The 24,961-nt window shown below is 53.4% G+C and carries 27 protein-coding genes, 1 tRNA gene and 2 pseudogenes (1 of these 30 only partly in view); 23 read left to right on the forward strand and 7 right to left on the reverse strand.

Annotated features, from left to right (window positions below):
* Positions 1–34 (reverse strand) — tRNA-Leu (locus tag HMPREF3277_RS15215); it reaches 176 nt to the left of the window's first position.
* A 93-nt stretch (positions 35–127) separates the two neighbouring features.
* On the opposite strand from HMPREF3277_RS15215, the gene rnr reads away from it, so the two are divergent.
* The gene (gene rnr / locus HMPREF3277_RS04755) at positions 128–2,617 is read left to right on the forward strand and encodes a ribonuclease R (protein ID WP_141765181.1); all 2,490 of its coding nucleotides are present in this window, start codon (positions 128–130) and stop codon (positions 2,615–2,617) included.
* A 187-nt stretch (positions 2,618–2,804) separates the two neighbouring features.
* Here rnr and HMPREF3277_RS04760 read toward each other — a convergent pair whose 3' ends face one another.
* Both HMPREF3277_RS04760 and ybeY read right to left on the reverse strand, forming a co-directional pair.
* Positions 2,805–3,629: an HlyC/CorC family transporter gene (locus HMPREF3277_RS04760; protein ID WP_003757575.1), complete on the reverse strand. Its 825-nt coding sequence runs from the start codon at positions 3,627–3,629 to the stop codon at positions 2,805–2,807.
* Between the two features lies 1 nt (position 3,630).
* Complete coding sequence (gene ybeY, locus HMPREF3277_RS04765) at positions 3,631–4,146, reverse strand: rRNA maturation RNase YbeY (protein WP_070870184.1); 516 nt, start codon at positions 4,144–4,146, stop codon at positions 3,631–3,633.
* A 174-nt stretch (positions 4,147–4,320) separates the two neighbouring features.
* Here ybeY and HMPREF3277_RS04770 point away from each other — a divergent pair, with 174 nt between their 5' ends.
* From HMPREF3277_RS04770 to HMPREF3277_RS04790, 5 genes are all read left to right on the forward strand, one after another.
* Positions 4,321–4,698, forward strand: coding sequence for a hypothetical protein (locus HMPREF3277_RS04770; protein WP_070870185.1), 378 nt, complete (start codon positions 4,321–4,323; stop codon positions 4,696–4,698).
* A 46-nt stretch (positions 4,699–4,744) separates the two neighbouring features.
* The gene (hemC, locus tag HMPREF3277_RS04775; protein ID WP_049223893.1) at positions 4,745–5,683 is read left to right on the forward strand and encodes a hydroxymethylbilane synthase; all 939 of its coding nucleotides are present in this window, start codon (positions 4,745–4,747) and stop codon (positions 5,681–5,683) included.
* Positions 5,684–5,944: 261 nt separating this feature from the next.
* On the forward strand, positions 5,945–6,493 hold the full coding sequence (locus HMPREF3277_RS04780) for a carboxymuconolactone decarboxylase family protein (protein WP_039408538.1): 549 nt from the start codon (positions 5,945–5,947) through the stop codon (positions 6,491–6,493).
* A gap of 153 nt (positions 6,494–6,646) precedes the next feature.
* On the forward strand, positions 6,647–7,735 hold the full coding sequence (locus HMPREF3277_RS04785) for an acyl-CoA dehydrogenase family protein (protein ID WP_070870186.1): 1,089 nt from the start codon (positions 6,647–6,649) through the stop codon (positions 7,733–7,735).
* 85 nt (positions 7,736–7,820) lie between these two features.
* Complete coding sequence (locus HMPREF3277_RS04790; protein ID WP_003757556.1) at positions 7,821–7,991, forward strand: rubredoxin; 171 nt, start codon at positions 7,821–7,823, stop codon at positions 7,989–7,991.
* Positions 7,992–8,144: 153 nt separating this feature from the next.
* Here the strand turns inward: HMPREF3277_RS04790 and HMPREF3277_RS04795 are convergent, their stop codons facing one another.
* The 3 genes from HMPREF3277_RS04795 to HMPREF3277_RS04805 form a co-directional block, all read right to left on the reverse strand.
* Positions 8,145–9,389, reverse strand: coding sequence for a beta-ketoacyl-ACP synthase (locus HMPREF3277_RS04795; RefSeq protein ID WP_070870187.1), 1,245 nt, complete (start codon positions 9,387–9,389; stop codon positions 8,145–8,147).
* Positions 9,383–10,111: a 3-oxoacyl-ACP reductase FabG gene (gene fabG, locus HMPREF3277_RS04800; RefSeq protein ID WP_003757552.1), complete on the reverse strand. Its 729-nt coding sequence runs from the start codon at positions 10,109–10,111 to the stop codon at positions 9,383–9,385. Before fabG ends, HMPREF3277_RS04795 begins: the two co-directional genes overlap by 7 nt.
* A gap of 63 nt (positions 10,112–10,174) precedes the next feature.
* Positions 10,175–10,600 carry a hotdog family protein gene (locus tag HMPREF3277_RS04805; protein WP_003779137.1) on the reverse strand — a complete coding sequence of 142 codons (426 nt, stop codon included), beginning with the start codon at positions 10,598–10,600 and terminating at the stop codon, positions 10,175–10,177.
* Positions 10,601–10,774: 174 nt separating this feature from the next.
* On the opposite strand from HMPREF3277_RS04805, the gene HMPREF3277_RS04810 reads away from it, so the two are divergent.
* The 13 genes and pseudogenes from HMPREF3277_RS04810 (at position 10,775) to HMPREF3277_RS04870 (ending at position 20,434) form a co-directional block, all read left to right on the forward strand.
* Positions 10,775–11,533 (forward strand): beta-ketoacyl synthase chain length factor, encoded by a 759-nt coding sequence (locus HMPREF3277_RS04810; protein ID WP_070870201.1) that lies wholly within the window; start codon positions 10,775–10,777, stop codon positions 11,531–11,533.
* On the forward strand, positions 11,530–12,288 hold the full coding sequence (locus HMPREF3277_RS04815) for a lysophospholipid acyltransferase family protein (protein WP_009174185.1): 759 nt from the start codon (positions 11,530–11,532) through the stop codon (positions 12,286–12,288). The genes HMPREF3277_RS04810 and HMPREF3277_RS04815 overlap by 4 nt, the downstream gene beginning before the upstream one ends.
* Complete coding sequence (locus HMPREF3277_RS04820) at positions 12,285–12,545, forward strand: phosphopantetheine-binding protein (protein ID WP_003779133.1); 261 nt, start codon at positions 12,285–12,287, stop codon at positions 12,543–12,545. The genes HMPREF3277_RS04815 and HMPREF3277_RS04820 overlap by 4 nt, the downstream gene beginning before the upstream one ends.
* Positions 12,546–12,557: 12 nt before the next feature.
* Positions 12,558–12,809 (forward strand): acyl carrier protein, encoded by a 252-nt coding sequence (locus HMPREF3277_RS04825; protein ID WP_009174186.1) that lies wholly within the window; start codon positions 12,558–12,560, stop codon positions 12,807–12,809.
* Between the two features lie 99 nt (positions 12,810–12,908).
* A pseudogene (locus HMPREF3277_RS15220) lies at positions 12,909–13,016 on the forward strand (IS5/IS1182 family transposase); the annotation flags it as partial.
* 10 nt (positions 13,017–13,026) lie between these two features.
* Positions 13,027–13,467 carry a hypothetical protein gene (locus tag HMPREF3277_RS04830; RefSeq protein ID WP_070870188.1) on the forward strand — a complete coding sequence of 147 codons (441 nt, stop codon included), beginning with the start codon at positions 13,027–13,029 and terminating at the stop codon, positions 13,465–13,467.
* Between the two features lie 271 nt (positions 13,468–13,738).
* The gene (locus HMPREF3277_RS04840; RefSeq protein ID WP_070870190.1) at positions 13,739–14,524 is read left to right on the forward strand and encodes a LysO family transporter; all 786 of its coding nucleotides are present in this window, start codon (positions 13,739–13,741) and stop codon (positions 14,522–14,524) included.
* Positions 14,525–14,606: 82 nt separating this feature from the next.
* Entirely contained in the window at positions 14,607–15,146 is a 540-nt protein-coding gene (locus tag HMPREF3277_RS04845; RefSeq protein ID WP_070870191.1) for a COG4648 family protein, read from the forward strand.
* 135 nt (positions 15,147–15,281) lie between these two features.
* The gene (locus HMPREF3277_RS04850) at positions 15,282–15,614 is read left to right on the forward strand and encodes a hypothetical protein (RefSeq protein WP_070870192.1); all 333 of its coding nucleotides are present in this window, start codon (positions 15,282–15,284) and stop codon (positions 15,612–15,614) included.
* Between the two features lie 183 nt (positions 15,615–15,797).
* Positions 15,798–17,552, forward strand: coding sequence for an ApeI family dehydratase (locus HMPREF3277_RS04855; RefSeq protein ID WP_070870193.1), 1,755 nt, complete (start codon positions 15,798–15,800; stop codon positions 17,550–17,552).
* Positions 17,553–17,662: 110 nt separating this feature from the next.
* The gene (locus HMPREF3277_RS04860) at positions 17,663–18,751 is read left to right on the forward strand and encodes a FlxJ family methyltransferase (protein ID WP_070870194.1); all 1,089 of its coding nucleotides are present in this window, start codon (positions 17,663–17,665) and stop codon (positions 18,749–18,751) included.
* A 14-nt stretch (positions 18,752–18,765) separates the two neighbouring features.
* On the forward strand, positions 18,766–19,491 hold the full coding sequence (locus HMPREF3277_RS04865) for a glycosyltransferase family 2 protein (protein ID WP_070870195.1): 726 nt from the start codon (positions 18,766–18,768) through the stop codon (positions 19,489–19,491).
* A 4-nt stretch (positions 19,492–19,495) separates the two neighbouring features.
* Positions 19,496–20,434 (forward strand): LpxL/LpxP family acyltransferase, encoded by a 939-nt coding sequence (locus tag HMPREF3277_RS04870; RefSeq protein ID WP_070870196.1) that lies wholly within the window; start codon positions 19,496–19,498, stop codon positions 20,432–20,434.
* Positions 20,435–20,527: 93 nt separating this feature from the next.
* Here the strand turns inward: HMPREF3277_RS04870 and dut are convergent, their stop codons facing one another.
* The gene (gene dut, locus HMPREF3277_RS04875) at positions 20,528–20,980 is read right to left on the reverse strand and encodes a dUTP diphosphatase (RefSeq protein WP_070870202.1); all 453 of its coding nucleotides are present in this window, start codon (positions 20,978–20,980) and stop codon (positions 20,528–20,530) included.
* A gap of 123 nt (positions 20,981–21,103) precedes the next feature.
* On the opposite strand from dut, the gene pdxH reads away from it, so the two are divergent.
* From pdxH to HMPREF3277_RS04890, 4 genes and pseudogenes are all read left to right on the forward strand, one after another.
* The gene (gene pdxH, locus HMPREF3277_RS04880; protein WP_049231438.1) at positions 21,104–21,736 is read left to right on the forward strand and encodes a pyridoxamine 5'-phosphate oxidase; all 633 of its coding nucleotides are present in this window, start codon (positions 21,104–21,106) and stop codon (positions 21,734–21,736) included.
* A 185-nt stretch (positions 21,737–21,921) separates the two neighbouring features.
* Positions 21,922–22,971, forward strand: coding sequence for a pseudouridine synthase (locus tag HMPREF3277_RS04885; protein ID WP_003764594.1), 1,050 nt, complete (start codon positions 21,922–21,924; stop codon positions 22,969–22,971).
* Between the two features lie 142 nt (positions 22,972–23,113).
* A pseudogene (locus HMPREF3277_RS15225) lies at positions 23,114–23,224 on the forward strand (IS5/IS1182 family transposase); the annotation flags it as partial.
* A 105-nt stretch (positions 23,225–23,329) separates the two neighbouring features.
* Positions 23,330–24,922 carry a vWA domain-containing protein gene (locus HMPREF3277_RS04890; RefSeq protein ID WP_070870197.1) on the forward strand — a complete coding sequence of 531 codons (1,593 nt, stop codon included), beginning with the start codon at positions 23,330–23,332 and terminating at the stop codon, positions 24,920–24,922.
* Positions 24,923–24,961 lie beyond the last annotated feature (39 nt).

Here is a 24,961-nt window from a genome sequence, read left to right on the forward strand (position 1 = left end):
AAGCTAGCGCGTCTACCAATTCCGCCACCTGGGCTTTGCTTTATTTCCTGTTTTGCGTTACAGTGATTGACTATTTCGCAAAGAAGCGGTCATTATATATTTTAGAAAAAGAATGTCAACCAATAAAATGAACAAAAATATTAAATCTTTAAATTTACGAGAAAAAGACCCGTTTTTGAAACGGGAGAAACAACGTTACGAACATCCGCTGCCAAGCAGGGAGTGGATCATTGAATTATTGGAGCAAAAAGGCGTGCCGTCGAAAATCGAAGTCTTGGCACGCGAGTTGTCGATTACGGAAGAAGAGTACGAATTTTTTGAACGTCGTCTGAAAGCGATGGCGCGGGACGGTCAGGTTTTAATTAACCGTCGTGGTGCGGTTTGCGCGGCGGACAAATTGGATTTGGTCAAATGCCGTGTCGAGGCGCACAAAGACGGCTTCGGCTTCGCCGTACCGCTCACACCCACCAAAGACGGCGATTTTGTCTTATATGAACGCCAAATGCGCGGCATCATGCACGGCGACATCGTGACCGTCCGCCCTGCCGGTATCGACCGCAAAGGCCGCCGCGAAGGAACGGTTTTAGATATTGTCGAACGCGCGCAAAGCAAAGTGGTCGGGCGTTTCTATATGGATCGCGGCGTAGCGATTTTGGAAGCGGAAGACAAACGTCTGAACCAAAGCATTGTTTTGGAACCTGACAGCGTCGCGCATTTCAAACCCGAATCCGGCCAGGTCATTGTCGGCGAAATCGAGACTTATCCTGAGCAAAACCGCCCTGCTGTGGCGAAAATCATCGAAGTATTGGGCGATTATGCCGACAGCGGTATGGAAATCGAAATCGCCGTGCGCAAACACCATTTGCCGCACCAATTCAGCGAAGCGTGTACCAAAGCCGCAAAAAAAATCCCCGACCATGTTCGCAAAAGCGATTTGAAAGGCCGCGTCGATTTGCGCGATTTACCTTTGGTAACCATAGACGGGGAAACGGCGCGCGATTTCGACGATGCCGTGTTTGCCGAAAAAATCGGGCGCAATTACCGTTTGGTCGTGGCGATTGCCGATGTCAGCCATTATGTCCGCCCCGATGACGCTATCGACATGGACGCGCAGGAACGCAGCACCAGCGTTTACTTCCCGCGCCGCGTGATTCCCATGCTGCCGGAAAACCTGTCCAACGGCATCTGCTCGCTCAATCCCGATGTCGAGCGTTTGTGCATGGTGTGCGACATGGTCATCACTTACGCGGGCAATATTAAAGAATACCGCTTCTACCCTGCGGTTATGCGTTCCCATGCCCGTCTGACTTACAACCAAGTCTGGGATTGGATTTCAGACGACCTCGACCATCCGCACAAAGCCCAAATCGACACCCTCTACAAACTCTTCAAAATCCTTCAGAAAAAACGCTTCGAACGTGGCGCGGTGGAGTTTGAAAGCGTCGAAACCCAAATGCTTTTCGACGACAACGGCAAAATCGAAAAAATCGTGCCCGTTGTCCGCAACGACGCCCATAAGCTGATTGAAGAGTGCATGTTGGCGGCGAACGTCTGCGCGGCAGAATTCCTGATAAAAAACAAGCACACCGCCCTCTTCCGCAACCACTTAGGCCCGACACCTGAAAAACTCGCCACCCTGCGCGAGCAGCTCGGCTTACTGGGTTTGCAACTGGGCGGCGGCGACAACCCGACACCGAAAGACTATGCCGCGCTTGCCGAACAATTCAAAGGCAGGCCCGATGCCGAATTGCTGCAAGTCATGATGTTGCGCTCCATGCAGCAGGCAGTTTACGAACCGCATTGCGACGGACACTTCGGCCTTGCCTACGAAGCATACGCCCACTTCACCTCCCCCATCCGCCGCTATCCCGACCTGACCGTCCACCGCGCCATCAAAGCCGTGTTGAACCAGCAAACCTACACGCCAAGTAAAAGCTGGCAGGCTTTGGGCGTACATACCTCGTTCTGCGAACGCCGCGCCGACGATGCCAGCCGCGACGTGGAAAACTGGCTGAAAACCTATTACATGCGCGATAAAGTTGGCGAAATATTCGAAGGCAAAATCTCCGGCATGACCAACTTCGGCCTCTTCGTTACCTTAGACGGCATCCACATCGACGGCTTGGTACACATCAGCGATTTGGGCGAAGACTATTTCAACTTTCGTCCCGAAATCATGGCGATAGAAGGCGAACGCAGCGGCATCCGTTTCAACATGGGCGACAAAGTCAGCGTCCGAGTGGCGCGCGCCGATTTGGACACCAGCAAAATCGACCTGACCTTGATCAGCGGCGGAAGCAGCGGCAAAAAACGCCGCACTAAAACCACTGCACAAACCGGCTCGAAAACCAAACGCAAACTGACGGCGAAAGAAATCGACGACGCGATGAAAACGCCTGTAAAACAGGAAAAACCTGCAGCCAAACGCCGCAGCAAAGCCCAACCGGACAGCGCAGCAACGTCGTCTGAAAACGGCAAAAAGAAAACCGCCAAAGCCAAAACGGCAACGGAAAAAGCCAAACGCAAAGACAAAAAGCCAAGCAAAAGCGTGAAAATCAAGGTGAAAAATCCGGATACCGCGCCAACCAAGCGCAAAGGCAGAAGCAAGGCTAAATAGTCTGTCTTTTGGCCAACTTCAAAAGCCGTTTAACGGACAGATGAGATAAAAAACGGCGGTTGTCCATCATCTACATTTCTACATAACCACCGTTCCATTTCTCCTTAATTCAAGACCAAAAGGTCGTCTGAAAACCTGTTTCCAAGTTTTCAGACGACCTTGCTTCATTTGTTCTTCAAGTAAATTGTTATTTCACCTTAGTCGCCATCAACGTATGCAACCGGCGGTTGTCGGCGCGGGCGACAGTGAACTGCAAACCGCCGATAACGACTTTTTCGCCGCGCACGGGCAGGTGTCCCAATTCCTGAATGACCAGTCCGCCGATGCTGTCGGCTTCTTCGCTGCTGTAATCCGTACCAAAAAAGGCGTTGATGTCTTCGATTTCGGTTACGGCGTTGATACGCCAGCGTTCGGTGGAAACGGCGTGGATATTGTCCGCGCTTTCGTCTTCGTCAAACTCGTCTTCGATGTCGCCGACGATTTGTTCGATAATGTCTTCAAAAGTTACCAGACCCGACGTGCCGCCGTATTCGTCGATAACGATTGCCATGTGGTTGCGCTGCTCGCGGAATTCTTTCAAAAGCGCGTTCAGCGATTTGCCTTCGGGTACAAAGACGGCGGGACGAAGGATGGATTTGAGGTTGAACTGCTCGGGATTAAACATGTATTTGAGCAGGTCTTTGGCATGCAGGATGCCGAGGACTTCGTCTTTGTCTTCGCCGATGACGGGGAAGCGGGAATGGGCGGTTTCGATGACGTAGGCAGTGATGCGCTCGATGCTGTCGTTTTCTTTCAAAACGTTCATGTGGCTGCGGGTAATCATGGCATCGCGCACTTCCAAGTCGGCAAAGTCGAGGACTTTTTCCAGCCGCAAAAGTGTATCCGCGTCAAATACTTCCTGTTCGTGTGCCTGCCGCAGCAGGCTGAGTACGTCTTCGGCGGAATCGGGTTCGCCGGCAAGTCGGGAAATCAAACGTTCGAAAAATGTCGGTTTCGACCGGGTGTCGTCCATTTCAGTATTCGTCCTCTTGGTAGGGGTTGGGATAACCTGCCGCCTGCATCAGGCGGATTTCGAGCGCCTCCATTTCTTCGGCCTCGGTCTCTTCGATGTGGTCGTAGCCCATCAGGTGCAGCGTGCCGTGCATGGTCAGGTGGGCAAAATGCTGCTCGGCGGTTTTGCCCTGCTCGGCAGCTTCTTTCAATACGACTTGCGGACAGATGATCAAATCGCCGCAAAGCTCGTCTGAAAACTGATCGGGCAGGATTTCGCCTTCGTTCAAGGCAAAACTCAACACATTGGTGGCGTAGTCTTTGCTGCGGTAATCGCGGTTGTAGGCGCGGGCTTCTTCTTCGTCCAGCAGAATCAGGCTGATGTCGGCGCGGCGGTATTCGTTTTTCAACGCCGCCCATGCCCAGCGGTAGAAATCGCGTTCGCCCGGAAGGTCGGCGGCGGTTGAGGCGTTTTCAAAATTCAGGCAGAAACGTTGCCGCTGCAACGATAAGAAGGGATATTTTTTGGCGCGTTTCATGCTGTAAGGCTGTTGGGTTTAAAATGTTTTTAGAGAATAAGTTTTATTTTACGGCAGTATGGACTACCATCATGCCGGTACACATTATAGTTTATTTCGTTGCAACAGATATAGTGCAACGGCTTCTCCGACAGCTTCGCAGCGGAATACCTTTATCAACCACGGTAATTGCAAATGAACAAATTTCTTTTCCCCCTACTGATTGCCCTGACAGCCTGCTCCCCACAAAACAAAATCGAAACGTCGGCTGCCAAACCGACGGAAACTCCGGTCGAGAAAAGCGGCGGCGATACGGTCAAAATGACAGGGACAGTCCATTATTCGCTCGAACAGGCGGAATTTACCGCCGACGGAAAAACCTATTTCATCAACGGTGGCGACAGCCTGATGGACCAAGTAGAAAAAAACCGCCTGAGTTCCGGCTCATATAACGTTACCCTGAACAATGTCTGCATTCAGGGAAAAGTGCTGACCAAAGAACAAAACCAAGGCAACGGATTCGGCCCCTTGGGCAAGTACAGTCAGGCGGTTAGCGTAGAAAGTTTGTGTTAGACTGTCGACCTTCCCGCCTCATGAATTAGAAAATCAGAAACTGCAAATGAACCCGAAAAAACTCGTTATCGCCAGCCGCGAAAGCCTGCTTGCCATGTGGCAGGCAAAACATATCCAAGGTCGTCTGAAAACCCTGTATCCCGACTGCGAAGTCGAAATCTTGGGCATGACCACGCGCGGCGACCAGATTTTGGACAAAACCCTGTCGAAAATCGGCGGCAAAGGCCTGTTTATCAAAGAGTTGGAACAAGCCTTGCAGGACGGTCGCGCCGATTTGGCGGTGCATTCGATTAAAGACGTGCCGATGGATTTGCCCGAAGGCTTCGCCCTTGCCGCCATCGGCGAGCGCGCCAATCCATTTGACGCATTCGTATCCAATCAGTACGCGCGTTTGGAAGAAATGCCCAAAGGCGCCGTCGTCGGCACATCCAGCCTGCGACGCGAAGCCCAGTTGCGCGCCCGCTACCCGCACTTAGTGATTAAACCCCTGCGCGGCAACGTGCAAACCCGCCTGTCCAAACTCGACAACGGCGAATACGATGCCATCATCCTCGCCGCCGCCGGATTGCAGCGTTTGGAACTGGACGAACGCATCCGCCTGATCCTCTCCGAAGCCGACAGCCTGCCCGCTGCCGGACAAGGCGCGTTGGGCATCGAAATCGCCGCACACCGCACCGACCTTCTCGACGTATTGAAACCCTTAAACCACGACGTCACACACGCCTGCGTGACCGCCGAACGCGCCCTCGCCCGCGCTTTGGGCGGAAGCTGCCAAGTACCGCTTGCCGCGTATTGCACCGAAGAAAACGGCCTGCTCACCCTGCGCGGACTGGTCGGACACCCCGACGGCTCGGTAATCTTGCAGGCAGATGCGCAAGCCCCCGCCGCCTACGCCGACGCGCTCGGACGCGCAGTCGCCAAAAAGCTGGCGGACGACGGCGCACAGGAATTGATTGAAGCCGTATTGAAAGAACAAGCCGAATAAATCGGTTCGCAAGAAAAGGTCGTCTGAAAACTGTATTTTGGTTTTCAGACGACCTTTCTTTTGATTTTTGATTTCCTTCCATTTACATCTATATTTGAAAACTATTGATGTGATTAAATAATTATATAAATCTAATCAATTTCTTGGCCGTTTATAACTATTGGTTTTATCAAAATAATTATCAGGTCTTTCAACTTTGGGATTTGTTTCCCTACTATGCCCTCCATCTTTTGACAAATCGCAAATAAAAAGGAAACCAATATGGCACGCTTAACCGTACACACCGTCGAAACCGCTCCCGAAGCAGCAAAACCCCGCATCGAAGCCGCGCTGAAAAACAACGGCTTCATCCCCAACCTCATCGGCGTGCTGGCAAACGCGCCTGAAGCGTTGGCGTTTTATCAAGAAGTCGGCAAACTGAACGCCGCCAACAGCCTGACTCCCGGTGAAGTCGAAGTCATCCAAATCATCGCCGCCCGCACCAACGAATGCGGTTTCTGCGTGGCAGGCCACACCAAGCTGGCAACCTTGAAAAAACTTCTGTCCGAGCAATCCATCAAAGCCGCGCGTGCGTTGGCGGCAGGCGAGTTTGACGATGCCAAACTGGGCGCGCTCGCTGCGTTTACCCAAGCCGTGATGGCGAAAAAAGGCGCAGTATCCGATGCCGAACTCAAAGCCTTCTTCGACGCCGGCTACAACCAGCAGCAGGCTGTCGAAGTCGTGATGGGCGTTGCCTTGGCGACTTTGTGCAACTACGTCAACAACGTCGCGCAAACAGAAATCAACCCTGAATTGCAGGCATTCGCCTGATTCTGACCCAAGGTCGTCTGAAAAGCGGCGGCAAAACTATTTGCCCGTTTTCAGACGACCTTTTTCAAAAATGCCGTCCCTGTAACGGACTGCCTCCCCTTTCCAACGGAACGTCCTCCCGCACCGTCTGCACACATTTTCAAGGATAAGACCATGAACCGTGAAACCTTATTGTCTCAAGTTGCCGAACTCGTCAAAACCAAACTCAAACCCTTAGTGGACGAAATCGACCGCAATGGCTTGTATCCCGAAGATTTTATGCGCGAACTCGGCGCTATCGGCGGATTCGGCGCAGTCGGTACGGAAGCGGAAGGCGGCAACGGCTTGGGTTTGGCGACGCAAATCGCCGTCTTGCGCGAAGTCGGCAAAGAATGCGGCGCGACCTCGTTCAGCGCATGGTGTCAGGCGGCTTGCGCTTGGTATCTGCACCAGACGCCCAACCAAGCCGTCAAAGACAAATACCTCGCCGACATCCTGCAAGGCAAAGTCTTGGCGGGTACGGGCATGTCCAATACCGTCAAACACCTCGCCGGCATTGAAAAACACAACCTTCAAGCCGAGCGCGTGGACGGCGGCTACACAGTCAACGGCGCGCTGCCGTGGGTATCCAACATCGGCGAAGACCACATCTGGGCAAATACCGCCCAAATCGGCGACGGCTACGTCATGTTCATCACTGGCGGACAATGGGAAGGCGTGACCCTGCAAGCCTGCCCCGAATTCTGCGCCCTCGAAGGCACGCGCACGTTCAGCCTGAACTTCAAAGACGTATTCATCCCTGACGAAGACGTGATTGCTGCGCCCGAACAGTTCTCTGACTACATCGCCTCCATCAAGTCCGGCTTCATCCTGCTGCAAATCGGCATCGGCGCAGGCGTGATCGACGGCAGCCTCGGCATCATCCGCATCGCCAACGTCGTCAACGCCGATGTCAACAGCTACCTCGACGACAGCTACGACAGCCTCAAAGCCGCCTTGGACGAAGCATGGCAAACCACCGAACGACTGGCAGACTTGGCTTGGAACAACACGCCCGACAACCTCGCCACGCTGAAACTGCGCGCCGCCGCCGCCGAACTGACGCTTGCCGCCGCCCAATCCGCCGCCTTACACGCCGGCGCCAAAGGCTACCTCATGCGCAGCCCCGCCCAACGCCGCGTCCGCGAAGCCATGTTCGTCGCCATCGTTACCCCCGCGTTGAAACACTTGCGCAAAGAAATCGCGGCACTGGAAGCGGCATAAGGGCTGAAACAGACCAACAAGGGGTCGTCTGAAAACCTTTTGCCGACCGTTTTCAGACGACCTCAACCATCAGAAGGAACACACCATGGCACAATACATGTGCGGCCCCTGCGGCTGGATTTACGACGAAGACCTCGGCGATCCCGAACACGGCATCGCCCCCGGCACCAAATTCGATGACATCCCCGACGATTGGAAATGCCCCGAATGCGGCGTGGGCAAAGAAGACTTTTATCTGCTGGACTTCGTGATATAGCTTTATAGTGGATTAAATTTAAATCAGGACAAGGCGCGGCAACGCCGTACTGGTTTAAAGTTAATCCACTATAATAACTAAAAAGGTCGTCTGAAAACGTTGAGTCAAACGGTTTCAGACGACCTTTTGGATTTTGTGATAACGCGGCTGCGATTAAGCGTTTTCATCCCGCCAGCGTTTGAACACCAGCGAAGTATTCACGCCGCCGAAAGCGAAATTGTTGCTGACCACATAATCCGTTTCGATTTCACGGCCGCCGCTCAAAATATAATCCACCTTGCCGCAGCGCGGGTCGATGTCGTTCAGATTGACGGTCGGGGCAAACCAGCCGCTGTTCATCATTTCAATGGTAAACCACGCTTCCAGCGCACCGCACGCGCCGAGCGTATGGCCGAGATAGCTTTTTTGCGAACTCATGGGAATGAATCCGAACACGGCTTCGGTCGCCAGCGTTTCGGCGATGTCGCCTTTTTCGGTCGCCGTACCGTGACCGCTGACGTAGCCGACTTTGTCGGGCGTAATGCCTGCGTCTTGCAGCGCGAGTTCCATACATTTTTGCATGGTTTCTTTTTGCGGCTGGGTAACGTGGCTGCCGTCGCTGTTGGCACCGTAGCCGACGAGTTCGGCATAGATTTTCGCACCGCGCCGTTTGGCGTGTTCCAATTCTTCCAACACAAAAATCCCTGCGCCTTCGCCAATGACCAAGCCGTCGCGACCGTTGTCGTAAGGACGCGGGGTCAGTTCGGGTTCGCCGTTGCGGCGGCTGGCGGCGTAAAGCGAGTCGAAAACATAAACTTCGGACGGACAAAATTCTTCGCCGCCGCCCGCCAGCATCATGTCTATCATGCCGTATTTGATGGCTTCGTAGGCATAGCCTATGCCTTGGCTGCCGGACGAACACGCGCTCGATGTCGGGATGATGCGCCCTTTTAATCCGAAAAAGATGCCGATATTGGCGGCGGTCGTATGCGGCATCATGCGCACATAGGTATTGGCGTTGAAATTGCGCGATGTGCCCGTAGTCAGCAGTTCGCCCATGTCGCCGATGTCTTTGGTACTGCCGACGGACGAGCCGCACGCCACGCCCATGCGTCCGTCGGTAATGCTTTCGTCTCCAAGCAAACCTGCGTCCGTCAGTGCCTGCTCCGCCGCATCGACACACAGGTGCGACACGCGCCCCATGCTTCTGAGCTGCTTGCGCGTCCAATGTTCGGGCGGAGTGTAGCCTTCAATCGGCGCACCCAGTTGCGCTTCCAATTCAGGGAAACGTCCGCGCCAATCCATGTATTTGACGGCATTTTTTTCGGCTTTAAACGCCGCCTGTATGCTTTGCCAATCGCGACCGAAGGCGGTAATGCCGCCTATGCCCGTTACTACGACTCTTCTGGTATTCAACACAAACCTCCGTTCACCGCAATCACTTGGCGCGTGATGTACGCCGCTTTTTCATCCATCAGGAAGCGCACCGCATGCGCCACTTCTTCCGGCAGCCCCATACGCGCAGCGGGGACGGCTTTCAAAATTTCTTCGACAGGTACATTTTCATCGACAATCTCCGTATCGATTAAACCCGGCGCTACACAGTTGACGGTGATTTTGCGTTTCGCCAGTTCGACCGCCAAGGCTTTTGCCGCGCCGATTAAGCCCGCCTTGGACGCGCTGTAATTGACCTGCCCGCGGTTGCCCGTCAAGCCGGACACCGACGCCATGCACACAATCCGTCCGGCTTTGCGGCGGCGTATCATCGGCATGGTCAACGGGTGCAACACATTATAAAAACCGTCCAAATTAGTACGCAGCACCAAATCCCAATCGTCGTCTGAAAACGCGGGGAAAGCATTGTCGCGCGTCAGTCCGGCGTTCAACACCACACCGTAATACGCGCCGTTTGCTTCGATGTCGGCAGTCAAAATATCGCGGCAGGCTGCGCGGTCGGACACGTCAAACTGCAACACCCTCGCCTGTCTGCCCAAAGCGCGGATTTCTTCCGCTACGGCTTCGGCTTCATCGCGGCGGCTGCGGCAATGGACGACTATATCAAAGCCGTCCTCAGCCAAACCGAGTGCGACGGCTTTGCCTATGCCCCGGTTGGAGCCGGTAATCAAGATGGTTTCGCTCATAATGTTTCCTATTGGTTGGCGCGGTCTGCTTATTGGTCATCATCTGGACAGAGAAGGCTGTTTTCAGACGACCTTTCCGTCTTTCGGACTGTACACGTTCAACGAGGCTTTTGCCACCAGTCCGTCCGCAGGCAGCTTGGCGCGGGCATCTTCAGGCGCATCTGTCCAATGCAGTTCGCAATCGAATACGCCCATGCCGCCCGGGTCCTGTATCGACAGATTGGCGACCACCTTCATCTGCGTTCCGACGGGCAGGCTATCGGCAAACAATTCCAGCTTGCGCGTTCCCAATAAAAAGCCAAGCCGCACCGGCTCACCCGCTTCCAAAGCCTGTATACCTGCAAACGCGCCTATGCCCTGCGCCATGATTTCCATCAGCGATGTCGCCGGCAATGCCCCATCAACCAACAAGATGTGCTTTTCCCCCACAGCGGCTTGGGCGCACACGTGTTTCGGGCTGTATTCCGTCACACAATCAAGCAACACCATATGGCCGCTGTGTGGCAATAAAGAAGCAACATCATGAATGGGGCAAATTAAATTTACAGTCATAAAGGTCGTCTGAAAACAGAATACGTTAGAATATCGCGATTATATCAGACCCTAGAATGTGTTAAGCTATTTCGTTAAAATACATCACAATGTAAACTTTTGAAAACCATCATGTCATCCAACATTTGCCGTTTTTCTTTCAATATCGCCGCTTGGCACGCCTCAAGCAGTAAAATCGCCACGCCCGAACAATGGCGGCAATGGGCATCAGGCGCATTAGACGCCGCCGGACTGCCCGACCACAAACCCGCGCTTGCCTTCCTGCCCGCACTGCAACGCCGCCGTTTGGGCAAAGCCGCGCGCCTGATTTGCGACGCCTCGTGGGAATTGGCGGAACAATACCCCGGCAGTCCGTTGGTTTACGCCTCGCATGACGGAGAAATCAACCGCAGTTTCGAATTATGGCTGGGACTGTTGCAAACCGACAGCGTTTCACCGACCTCCTTCGGACTGTCCGTCCACAACGCTCCCGCCGGACAATGGTCCATGCTGCGCGGCGACATGAGCGAACACACCGCCCTCGCCGCCGGCAGCGACAATTTCGAAACCACTTTGGCAGAAGCCTATGCCCTGCTGCAAGACGGCGCACCATCCGTGTTGGTCTTAATCGCCGACGACCCTTTGTCCAACGACTACCCCGTCCACGCCACACGCGCCCCGTTTGCCTACGCCCTGTCGCTTGTACTGACGCAGGGAGACGGCTACACACTCAGCCTCGATGTTGACGACACGTCGTCTGAAAACCCGTCCGACCTGCTGTCAGCCGATTACTGGGGTGCGCTCGACTGGATCCGTTTTTTACTTTCAGACGACCTTTCGGCAGAATGGCAACATGAAAAACGCCGATGGACATGGTGCAAAAAACCATGAAAACCCTAGACTACTGCCGCCGTTTCTTTGCCACCCTGTTCGGCTTCATCCTCTTCGGCGTTGCGGGCGTATTGTTCAAAATCGCACTTTTGCCCTACACGCTCAAGTCCACCAAAGGCGACATACCGCGCCAGCTTGCCGCCCGCCGCATGATAGGCCGCGTGTGGCGGTTTTTCGTCGGCTATCTGCAATGGTCGGGCGTATTGAGCGTCCGTTTCAACGGTTTGGAAAAACTCGGCCGGCCGGGGCAGCTCGTCCTCGCCAACCATCCCTCGCTGCTGGATGTCGTCTTAATGGTCAGCCACTTCCCCGACCCGAACGTGCTGGTCAAAAAAGACCTGTTGAACAACCCCAGCATGAAGAGCCAGATTATCGCTTCCGGCTACATCCCCAACGACGAAAGCATGGAAATGTTGGAAGAAATCGACGCCGTGTTCAAAAGCGGGCAAAGTATGCTGATTTTCCCCGAAGGCACGCGCACAGGCTGGGACGGACAGGTTAAAATGCACCGTGGCGCGGTATCGCTCGGTTTGCGCAGCGCATCGGTCATCACCCCTGTGTGCATCAAAATGACGCCGCCCAATTTCAAAAAAGGCCAGCCTTGGTACAAAATACCGCCGCACAAAATCCATTATGAAATCACCGTCGGCGACGACATCCTGCCCGAAGAATGGCTGGCGGAAAAACCCCTACCCATCGCCGCAAGGCGTTTAAACGAATACCTTCAAGACTATTTCACAAGGAAAACCACATGAATAACTTAGAAAACCAAATCAAAGAATTGATCATCGACAGCTTGGGGCTGGAAGACATCACCGCCGCCGACATTGGCAGCGAAGACCCGCTCTTCGGCGACGAAGGCTTGGGGCTGGATTCCGTCGACGCGCTGGAACTCGGTTTGGCAGTGCAAAAAACCTTCGGCTTCCAGCTCGACGGCGAAAACGACAACCTGCGCGAAAACTTCGCCAACGTCAAAACACTGGCAGAATTCGTCAAAAGCCGTCAGGCATAAAGGAGAAGCGATATGACCGAACAAGAAGTACGCACCCTTCTGACCGATGCACTGGTCAACCTGTTTGAAATCGAACCCGAGCGCATCAAACCCGAGACCAACCTCTACGAAGATTTGGAAATCGACAGCATCGACGCCATCGACCTTATCGATCACATCAAACGCGAAACCGGCCGCAAACTGCAAGCCGAAGACTTCCGCAACGTGCGCACCGTGGATGACGTGGTTCAGGCGGTTTTGAAAGTACAGGCGCAAGATTCCTGATTCTGATTTAAACCGGCATATTTTCAGACGGCCTTGACAATCGGCAAGGTCGTCTGAGCATCAATAAACAACATCAACCTTTCTCACTTATCCATAATATATAGTGGATTAAATTTAAATCAGGACCAGGCGACGAAGCCGCAGACAGTACAAATAGTACGGCAAGGCGAGGCAACGCCGTACTGGTTTAAATTTAATCCACTATACAACTAACACCATGAAAAAACTCATTACCCTACTGCTCTTACTCCCCGCCTTGTCTGCGCACGCTGAAATTTCCCTCATCAAAAAAATGACACATGCCGAATGTATGCAAGTCATTCGTGATTCATTGGATATGTATAACGATATGGAATTTTGTGAAAAAAACACGAACGAGGAAACTCAACGTAACGGGATGCTGGCATGGCTTATGGTTGGAACGGTCAACAGCAAGTCAGAAATGTCCCCTATCTGCCCAACGGTCAAAAAAATGACCGAACAAGAGCAAACTCAATTCTTTTCCCGCTATCCGAAATCTCATGAACCCAAAGAAGTGGCAAAATTCTGCACCCCGAAAAACCGTAAACGCATCGCCAAGCTTTATCCAACATATTTTAAACTGTTCAAAGAATATGACGACTTTAAAAAAAGCAAAGATGAGGAAGAAAACGAATAATCCAAGACACCATCGACCTTATTGACCACATCAAACGCGAAACCGGCCGCAAACTGCAACTGGCAAACCTGCTCAAAGAACAATGATATTAATTGACTTCTCTCTGTTACGAAACAAAATATTTAATATCAAATCAATAATTTTCAACTGGAGAGTTATAAATATGGAATCATCTTTATCATCGATCTTTATTGTTCTTGCATTGTTATCTACCGGTTTCCTATCTGGTAAATTTCTTGCACCACCCCTTCGACAAGTCCTACTCAAACCCTTGTCCTTTATTGTCCTGCTGCTGCTCTTTTTCATGGGCTATGAGTTCGGCGGCGTCTTTACCGACCCGAATCTGGGAGCGGACATCGTCAAATATGCCCTGCTGCTCGCACTGATTATCAGCGCGTTTACCTTGATTTCGCTTTATCGCAAACCCGAAGCCTCGACTGCTCCCACTCCATCGGGCAGCTTTATCAAACCCTTTTACGGCTGTTTCAAAGCCTTTGCTTTTTTTGGTTTGGGTGTCGCGGCATTTGCCTTTTTCGGGCGACAGGTCGGCAATCTGCCCATCGACAGCACCCATATCCTCTATCTGCTGATTTTCATGGTTGGCATGGACTTGGTTCATTTCCAGCTTGGCGGATTCGGACGTAGGATTTTCCTGCTGCCGCTTCTGACCGTTGCTGCAACCGCCGCCGCGTGTTTCGTTTTTTCGCTATGTTCTCCCTATTCGTTTGCCCAAAGCCTGGTATTGTCTGGCGGTTTCGGCTGGTTCTCCCTTTCGGGTCCTATGGTTGGAAAAGCGGTATCGCCCGAAATGGGTGCGGCAGCGTTTATGACCGATTTTTTCCGCGAAATGATCAGCATCGTCTTCCTGTATTTCTACGGACGAAAGCAGCCTATGGCGGCAATCGGCATTTCTGGCGCAGCGGCAATGGACTCCGCCCTACCCTTTGTCAAAGAAAACTGCCGCGCCGAATACATCAAATACGCCATCGTCAGCGGCTTTATCCTGACCCTTGTCGCACCGTTTTTTCTGTCCGCCACCATTGCCATGTTGAACTGACCCTGCTATTTTTCCAAACAACTTTCAGACGACCTTTCCCCCCCCCAAAAACCCCAAAAGTCGTCTGAAACCGAACACCATTATGAAAACACTGGGAAAACTCCTACTGACCCTCGCCAGCCTTGCCTATCCGCCCCTATGGTATTACGGCAGGGAAAACGGCGCGTTTTTCTGGCTTGCCGCCGCCATGTGCATCCTGTGGCTGATCCGCGCCGCCATGCCGCAAACCACAGCCCAACGCATTACGGCGATTATTCTTGCCGCCTTTTTCGCCGCGATACTGATTTTCAGACGACCCGATTCGATGTATTGGTATCCCGTCGCCGTCAACGCGCTGATGCTTGCCGTTTTCGGCGGCAGCCTGTTTGCCAAACAAACCGTCATCGAACGCCTCGCCCGACTGCAACACCCCGACCTGCCGCCCGAAGGTGTGCGCCACACCCGCCGCGTCACGCAAATCTGGTGCGGCTTCTTCATCCTCAACGGCGCAACCGCCGCTATTTTGGCAGGCTTGCAATATTACGACTGGTGGGCGGCTTATACCGGCATCGTGTCGTATGTACTAATGGGGCTTTTGTTTGCCGGAGAGTGGGTGTATCGGAAAGCCGTATTGAAGGTGTAAGTCGTCTGAAAACGCATCAATCATTACTCATTTCATGTCAATGGAAAATACTGCTTCAATGTGAAAAACTGGAAGACAAGTTTACTTAAGGAACGAATAAAACCAATTGAAGATTTTTAATCTCGAGAGGAAAAAATGAAAACCATAGACATAATTATTGAATATATTAATGATAAAACTTCGACCTATAAAATTTTAAGAGAATATACTCCACTCTCTTTATCCGAAATAAAATCCAGAATAGCAAACCATGATGCAGTAATAGCAGTAAATGATTTAAAACTAGATGAGTTAAAGAAAGTTAGAGAGATAATTTGTAGTTTAAATAACATAGGGACAGAAGTTGTTATACAGGATGTTACAGGTACTATAACGTTAAAAATATTGGAGAATATTATTTCTAGTTATGAAGGCATAGCAGCAGATACTGAAAAATTAGATGCACTTATGTTTAGTGATGAACAATAAAATATATAAAAATAAAATTGGATAATCGCACTATTATCGTGAACTTATAAAAAACAGTTTCTACAGTTTCTTTGGAATGCAGGGTAGTTCACAATTTTTTATTGGTAATCATGGCTTTTTATCTCAAAAATAATATAGCATTTCCGATGTAATTAATTTCTTATTAATTAGTAAATTATAATTATGCGCCTAACCCAAATCCTATCCCCCGATTTGCCCCAACAAGACCTTATCGCCACCCATCCGAATTGGACGCGTGCTGATTTCAACCGTGCGGTTTTTCATCTTTCAGGTCGTCTGAAAACGGCAAACGTGCAAACTGCCGCGTTGTGGTTTGACGATGCCGCGCTGTTTGCCTGCGCCGTGTTGGCGGTGTGGCATTCGGGCGGGCGGGTGTTGCTGCTGCCGAATCTGGCGCGGGACAATTTGGACTGGGGGCGGACGGCGGATGTGTTTTTGACGGATTCCGAAGATTTGCAAAGTAAGTTGGGCAGCCAAACCGAACAACGCGATGAATCCGGACAACCGTTGGATGTGCAATCCAACCCACCCGTATGGCACTTGCCCGATTTGCCGGCACACACGTCGACTGAAAACCCGACGACCGCCCCTGAAAACCATCTGATTCCCGACCATGCCGAAGCGTGGCTGAAAACGTCGGGTTCCAGCGGCGAGGCGCAGGTGATTGTGAAAACCGCCGCGCAGATGCAGGCGGAAGCCTTGATGTTGGCGGACGCGCTGCCGTTCGGGCGCGGCGGGGAAACGGTTATCGGCAGCGTCATTCCGCAACACCTTTACGGCTTCACTTTCCGCTTCGCGCTTGCGCTGACAATGGGCTGGCCTATGGAGCGGCGGCAGGCGGTTTATCCGGAAAACCTGCTCGCCAGTACGGCGGCGCATGAAAAAGTGGTGTGGATTGCCAGTCCGGCGGTACTCAACCGCTTGGGCAAAAACCGCAACTGGCAGAGCATCGGCCATAAAATCGCGGGCATCGTGTCGGCGGGCGGCGCGCTGCCCGAAGCCACGGCGGATTTGCTGCAACAGGCTGCCGTCCGCCCGTTTGAAGTATACGGCAGCACCGAAACCGGCGTGATTGCGTCGCGTCGGGAAAGCCGCGCATGGAGGCCGTTTGCCGGCGTGGAAATCGGGCAGAACGAAGAAGGCGCATTGTGGGCATCTTCGCCGTGGTCGCCCGAACGCCACCAGACCGCCGATTTAATCGAGCCGCAGCACGACGGTTTCCTGCTGCTCGGCCGCCAAGACCGCATCATCAAATTCGAGGACAAACGCGTGTCGCTGACTCAAATCGAACACGAACTTTTACGGCATCCGTGGATTGCCGACGCCCATTGCGGCCGCCATCCGCAACATCAGCGCATCGCCATATGGGCGGCGTTGAACGCGGACGGTATCGCCGCCCTACGCGACCAAGGCCGAGCCGCCGTTGCCGACGCGCTCAAACGCCACCTTGCCGCCACGCAGGACACCATCGCCCTGCCCCGTTACTGGCGTTTCGCCGACAGCCTTCCGCGCAACGCCCAGGCCAAAATCGCCGCCGCCGATTTTCAGACGGCCTTTACCGTCGCCCAAACATCGCCCGTTTGGTCAAAAACATCATCTGAAGAAGAAACCGCCGCCGAAACCTTCATCGGCCGCGTGCCGCTTGATTTGGTCTATTTCGGCGGCCATTTCGCCACTTTCCCGCTTGTACCCGGCGTAGTCGAGCTGCAATGGGTGCGCGATCTGGCGGCGCGTCATCCGTGGGGCAGGCAGCTCGTCGTCCGTGTGGAAAACCTGAAATACCAGCAGTTCGTCCGTCCGCATGACGAAGTGTCGGTGGAACTGAAATACGATGAAGCCAAAAACAAATTGAGCTTTAAAGTCAGCAACGGCGACAATCCGTGCGCCTCGGGGCGGATTGTGTTCGAGGTCGTCTGAAAATGCTTTTAGGTTCCGCCCTCTCCTGCGGGAAGAGGAAAACCTGCAAATCGGGGATAATCCCGCTCAAACCTAATAACAACCCATAATCAAATGAAAAGATAGAAAATATGCAACTTTTTCCAGCACTAGCACAACGTTATTCCGAAGAACACCAGTCCGCAGGCGAAGCGCAGCGTTTGGCGCAGGAAATCGCCTTTGCGCCGATTGTGTTCCAAGTATCCCGCCTGATGGTGAAATTCGGCATTTTGGATTTGCTGAACAACCATTCAGACGGCCTCACTCAAGCCGAAATCGCCGAGAAAGCGCAAATCAGCGGTTACGCCGCGCAAGTGCTGCTTGAAGCGTCGCTCTCCATCGGCACGGTGCATACCCGCGACAACTGCTATTTCATCAGCAAAGCGGGCTGGTTTTTACTGAAAGACAAAATGGCGCGCGTGAACATGGATTTCACGCAGGAAATCTGTTACCAAGGCATGTTTGACTTGGAAAAAACCCTGCAAACGGGCAAACCCGAAGGACTGAAAGTTTTCGGCGGCTGGCCGACGATTTACGAAGGCCTGTCGTCGCTGCCGAGCGTCGCGCAGGAAAAATGGTTTGCCTTCGACCACTATTATTCCGACAATTCCTTTGCCGAAGCCTTGAAAACCGTGTTCGCCAAACCGGTTAAAAAGCTGCTCGACGTCGGCGGCAACACCGGCCGCTGGGCGGAACAATGCGTCGGCTACAACGCCGAAGTCGAAGTTACCATCATGGATTTGCCGCAACAAATCGCCCTGATGCGCGAAGCGACCAAGGGCAAAACCGGCGCGGAACGCATCCATGCCCACCCCGCCAACCTGCTCGACCCCGAAGTCCCCTTCCCGACAGGCTTCGACGCGATTTGGATGAGCCAGTTTTTAGACTGTTTCAGCGAAGAACAAGTCACCGGCATCCTGCGCCGCGCCGCGGCTTCCATGGGCAGCCGCACCAGCCTCTACATCATGGAACCCTGCTGGGACAGGCAGCAATACGAAACCGCCGCCTACTGCCTGACCATGACCAGCCTGTATTTCACCGCCATGGCCAATGGCAACAGCAAAATCTTCCATTCCGAAGACCTGATACGCTGCGTTGAAAACGCCGGATTGAAAGTGGCGGAAATTTCAGACGGCATCGGACGCGGACACAGCATCTTGCGTTGCGAGAAGGTCGTCTGAAAAACGGTATCCCCATGAAAACCCTAGTGTTAATCCCCCACTACAACCACCCCGCCGCCATCGCCCGCGTCGCACAGACCATGCACGGCTTCGGTTTGGACGTATTGATTGTGGACGACGGTTCGCGCGAAGAATGCAAACCCGTATTGCAGGCATTGGTTTCAGACGGCATCCACGTCCTTTACCGCCCCATCAACGGCGGCAAAGGCGCGGCGGTCAAAACCGGTTTGAAATACGCCGAAGAAAACGGTTACAGCCATGTTTTGCAGGTCGATGCCGACGGTCAGCACCATCTGGACGACACGCCCAAACTCTTGGCGGCGGCGGAACAAAACCCCGAAGCCGTCGTCTGCGGCTGGCCGCAATACGGAGACGACGCGCCCAAAGCGCGGCTGTACGGGCGCAAAATTACTGACTTCTGGAACATGCTGCACACTTGGTCGTGCGACATCAAAGACGGCATGTGCGGCTTCCGCCTGTACCCGCTCGCCCCCGCGCTTTCGGTCGTCCGCGAAGAAACCGTGGGCGACCGCATGGATTTCGACACGGAAATCCTCATCCGCCTATACTGGCGCGGCATCAAGCCGGTTTGGATTAAAACGCCCGTGCAATACGCTGCCGACGGCGTGTCCCATTTCAACGCCTTCGCCGACAACGTGCGCATCAGCAAAATGCACACGCGGCTGTTTTTAGGGATGTTGCGGCGGCGTTTGGGCGCTTTATTCGGAAAGGCCGTCTGAAACCATGACCGACAACACGCAAAACCACTGGGCAGCACAGCCCGAACGCGGCAGCCGCCTGTTTCTCACCCTGACCACGCTGATGGTGCGCTATCTGCCTGCCTTCCTGATGAGGCCGTGCATCTGGTTTGTGGTGCTGTATTTCTACGCCACCGCGCCCAAACCGCGCCGCCATATCCTGCGGTATCAAACCCGTCTTCAGACGGCCTTTCCCGATACCGTTTTGCCGAAACACGGCGTATTCAAACAATTTATCGCGTTCGGCGAGGCAATATGCGATCGATTTGCCGTGTGGCAGCGCAAAATCCGTTATGAAGATTTGGTACTCGAAGATCCGGACGGCGTTTATACGCAAGTGAGCAATTCGGTACGCGGGCAGATTTTCGCCTGCTCCCACTTGGGCAACACCGAAGTCTGCCGCGCGCTGGTGTCGCACCATAAAGGCTTCAGGCTCAATGTGTTGGTACACAGCAAACACGCGCAGGCGTTCAACGAAGCCTTGCAAAAAGCGGGCGCGGAACACATCCGCCTGATTCAGGTTACAGATTTGGATCCCACCCTGATGATGGAACTGAACCGCCGCATCGAAGACGGCGAATGGATAGCCATTGCCGCCGACCGCGTCCCCGTGCGCGGCGAGAAAACCGCCGACATCCATTTCCTAGACCATACCGCCCCCATGCCGCAAGGCGTATGGCTCTTGGCTGCGCTCTTGAAAACGCAGGTGAACACGCTGTTTTGCGTCAAGCAAAACGGCCGCTACCATTTGAAACTGCGCCGCTTCACTGACACTTCCGACTGGAAACGCGGCAACCGCGAAGCCGCCGTTACCGCCGCCATGCAGGGCTTCGCCGATATTTTGGCGCAAGAATGCGCGCAAAATCCGCTGCAATGGTTTAACTTTTATGATTTTTGGAACGAGGAAAAAGAAAAGGTCGTCTGAATCCTGAACTGCCCCTAAATCTCGGGCATTCAATAAGGGCCTATTCGGCTGCTCTGTTCAAATTCAGACGACCTTTGTGTTTGAACAGGCGGTTTACGCTTTGCCCGTGCTGCCGAAGCCGCCTTCGCCGCGTTCGCTGGCGGCAAATTCGTCCACGACTTTGAACGAGGCTTGGATGACGGGAACGATGACCATTTGCGCGATGCGTTCCATCGGCTCGATGGTAAACGCTTCTTTGCCCCTGTTCCACACGGAGACTTTGAGTTCGCCCTGATAGTCCGAATCGATCAGTCCGACCAAGTTGCCCAAGACGATGCCGTGTTTGTGTCCCAGACCGGAACGCGGCAGCAAAACGGCGGCGTAGTCGGGATTGGCAAGGTGCACCGCCAGACCGGTCGGAACGAGATAGGTGTCGCCCGGTTGCAGGATAACGACTTCGTCCAAACAGGCGCGCAGGTCCAGTCCGGCGGAACCCGGCGTGGCGTAGGCGGGCAGTTTGTCCGCCATTTTCGGATTGAGGATTTTCAGTTCGACTTCGGTTTGCATGATTTTTTCCGTTTCATTTGATTTGACGCGGATTATACACATATTCTTCCCTCCCTATCGTTGGAGTCGTCTGAAAAAACGGGGTATGATTCATTCAAACAAACTTGAGTATCGGAGGACATCATGGATTTGCACAATATCCGCGCAGATTACAGCAAGCGCGAACTGTCGGAATCGGAATGCCATGCCGACCCGATTGTCCAGTTCGAGCAATGGCTGAACGAGGCGATTCATTCGCAAGTCAACGAGCCGACCGCCGTCAACGTGGCTTCCGTGGGCGAAGACGGCAGGCCGAACAGCCGCGTGGTGCTGCTGAAAGAAGTCAATCCGCAGGGATTTGTGTTCTTCAGCAATTACTTAAGCCGCAAAGGGCGCTCGTTTGACGCGCATCCGTTTGCCGCCATGACGTTTTTCTGGCCGGAACTGGAGCGGCAGGTGCGCGTTGAAGGACGCATCGAAAAACTGGATGCCGCCGCTTCGGACGAATATTTCGACAGCCGCCCCTACACCAGCCGCATCGGCGCATGGGCAAGCGCGCAAAGCGAAGTGTTGTCGAGCAAAGCGATGTTGGTTGCCAAAGCCGCTGCCGTAGGCGCGAAACACCCGCTGCACGTCCCGCGCCCGCCGCATTGGGGCGGCTATCTCGTCATCCCAGACCGCATCGAATTCTGGCAGGGCCGCCCCAGCCGCCTGCACGACCGCATCCAATACCGCTTGGTTGACGGCAACTGGATACGCGAGCGGCTGTCGCCTTAAACTTTCCACAGCTTCAAGCCGATAGGGTAAAATCCCGACTCCAGCAAAAGGTCGTCTGAAATATAAAAACGTTTTAACAAAACTCGTTTCATTCGTTTCAGACGGCCTTTTATCCGTAACTTATCCTGCCGCCACCGCCGCAGAAGAACCGTTCCGATCATCAGGAAACGCGTTAGGAGAACCCCATGTCCAAGCAACCCACCAGCAAACGCCAATGGCGCGACGGCGCAGCCCCGTCTGCCAAGAAAACCGCCAAACCTTTCAAAAGCAAAGCCCGTCCCAAAGACGAAACGCGCAAAACCGCTTCCAAACCTTACGGACAAAAAGTTTCAGACGACCTCAAGCCGCAAAACGCCCCCAAACAGCGTGCCGCCAAAGCCAGAAAACTCGTCGTCCGCAATCCCAACCAAAAAATCATGGAACGTGCGCGCGATTTGAAAGAGCGCCGCAGCGACTTGTCGCGCATGGAGCCCGAACGCCTGCAAAAAGTGCTTGCCGCGTCCGGCGTCGGCTCGCGCCGCGAAATGGAAGAGTGGATCAACAACGGCTGGGTAACGGTCAACGGCAAAACCGCGCAGTTGGGCGACAAAGTCACCCCCGACGACCACGTTACCGTCAAAGGCAGCATCATCAAGCTCAAATGGGCCGACCGCCTGCCGCGCATCATCCTGTATTACAAACAAGAAGGCGAAATCGTTTCCCGCGATGACCCGCAAGGCCGCGTCAGCATCTTCGACCGCCTGCCGCAGGCCGCCAGCAGCCGCTGGGTCGCCATCGGGCGCTTGGACATCAACACCAGCGGCCTGCTCATCCTGACCACCTCTGGCGAACTCGTCCAACGTTTCGCCCACCCCAGCTTCGAAGTCGAACGCGAATACGCCGTGCGCGTACTGGGCGGGCTGACCACCGAACAAATGCGCAGCCTCACCGAAGAAGGCGTGATGCTCGAAGACGGCTTGGCAAAAGTCGAACGCATCTACGAACAAGGCGGCGAAGGCGCAAACAAATGGTACAACGTCGTGATTAAAGAAGGCCGCAACCGCGAAGTGCGCCGCATATTCGAAAGCCAAGGACTCACCGTCAGCCGCCTCGTGCGCGTCGGCTTCGGCCCCATCGGCCTGCCCAACCGCCTCAAACGCGGACAGTTCTACGAACTCAATCCCGCCGAAGTCGCCAACATCATCAAATGGGCGGACATGCTGCTGCCGGGCGAACGCCGCCGGAAGAAAAGTTAATGTAAGATAAATCGGGGTTGAGGCCTTTACAAAATCGTCTCAGCCCGACAAAATCTTGCCCAAGTCATAAACATAGTGGGTTAAGTTTAGACCAGTACCGCATTGCTCCGCCTTGTCCTGATTTAAACTTAACCCACTATTCACACATTATAGTGGATTAAATTTAAATCAGGACAAGGCGCCGAAGCCGCAGACAGTACAGATAGTACGGCAAGGCGAGGTAACGCCGTACTGGTTTAAAGTTAATCCACTATAAAATCCAAATAAAAAGTGACCCTGCGCTATCGTTGAATCTGCCAATACACTGCTATCAATACTTTTAACAATCAGCATGTGATATTTCTATGGAGCTTGAATCATGCCCCGTTTTTTTCTAAAAACCGTTTCCATACTCACGTTAGCAGCTTTGGCCGCGTGTTCCGGTCCACTCGAACACTCAAGTTCTTCACCTGAAGGTCTTCAGAGTCCACCCAACGCAGCACTGTCTACTGCCGCCGTTGCTGAAGAAAATCTGCCTCTTGCAGAAAACACCGAACGCTACCAAGACCAACCCGACCAACCGGTCAAATCCGTTGCTCAAGAGCCTGTTTCCACATTCAGCATCGATGTCGATACCGGAAGCTACGCCAACGTCCGCCGATTCCTGACCAATGGCGAACAGCCGCCCAAAGACGCTGTACGGATTGAGGAAATCGTCAATTATTTCCCCTACAACTATCCACTGCCTACTGACAACCGTCCATTTGCCGTTCACACTGAAACCATTGATTCTCCATGGCAACCGGAAGCCAAACTCATCAAAATCGGCATACAGGCTCAAGACACCGCGAAAAAAGACCTGCCGCCTGCCAACCTCGTTTTCCTTGTGGACGTATCCGGCAGTATGAATGAGGAAAACAAACTGCCGCTGGTTCAAAAAACCCTTCGCATCCTGACCCAACAATTACGTCCGCAAGACAAAGTGACCCTGATTACCTATGCGTCAGGCGAAGATCTAGTGCTTCCGCCCACCTCAGGTGCAGATAAAGAAACCATCCTGAACGCCATCGACAAACTGCGTGCAGGCGGCGCGACAGACGGCGAATCCGCACTGCAAATGGCTTATGAGCAAGCGCAAAAAGCCTTCGTACCCAACGGCATCAACCGCATCCTACTGGCGACTGATGGCGACTTTAACGTTGGCGTATCCGACACCGAAACCCTCAAATCCATGGTTGCCGAAAAACGCAAAAGCGGCGTTTCACTCAGCACCCTGGGCTTCGGCATGGGCAACTACAACGAAGACATGATGGAACAAATCGCCGATGTGGGCGACGGCAATTACAGCTACATCGACAACGAAAAAGAAGCGAAAAAAGTCCTGCAACAGCAGCTGACCTCCACACTCGCCACCGTAGCGCAGGATGTCAAAATCCAAGTCGAATTCAACCCCGCCACCGTCAAAGAATACCGCTTGGTCGGCTATACCAACCGCACCCTGCGTAATGAAGACTTCAACAACGACAAAGTAGATGCGGGCGACATCGGCGCAGGCCACAGCGTGACCGCCATCTATGAAATCATCCCGCAGGGCAAACAAGGCTGGTTAGAAGAATCACGCTATCAAAAAGCCCCTACCGCCAAAGGCAGCAAAAACGAATACGCCTTTGTCAAATTGCGCTACAAACTGCCCGGACAAAAAGACAGCCAACTGATGCAACAAGCCGTCCCCGTTGATAGCAAACCGCTTGACCAAGCCGACAAAGACACCCTGCTCGCCCTTGCCGCCGCTTCCTATGCCCAAGCCTTGCGCGGCGGAGAATACAACGGCAAACTCAGTTGGAGAGACATCGAAAACATGACACAAAAAGTCCAAGGCGATGACCCGTTCGGTCTAAAATCCGAATTTCTCCAACTGGTACGTACCGCCGCCGGACACGGAGGAACATCAGGTCCTTTAGTTAAAGAGTAAAATCTCAAAAGGTCGTCTGAAAACTTTTCAGACGACCTT

The sequence above is a fragment of the Neisseria sp. HMSC70E02 genome, from assembly GCF_001838645.1.
Lineage (GTDB): Bacteria > Pseudomonadota > Gammaproteobacteria > Burkholderiales > Neisseriaceae > Neisseria > Neisseria macacae.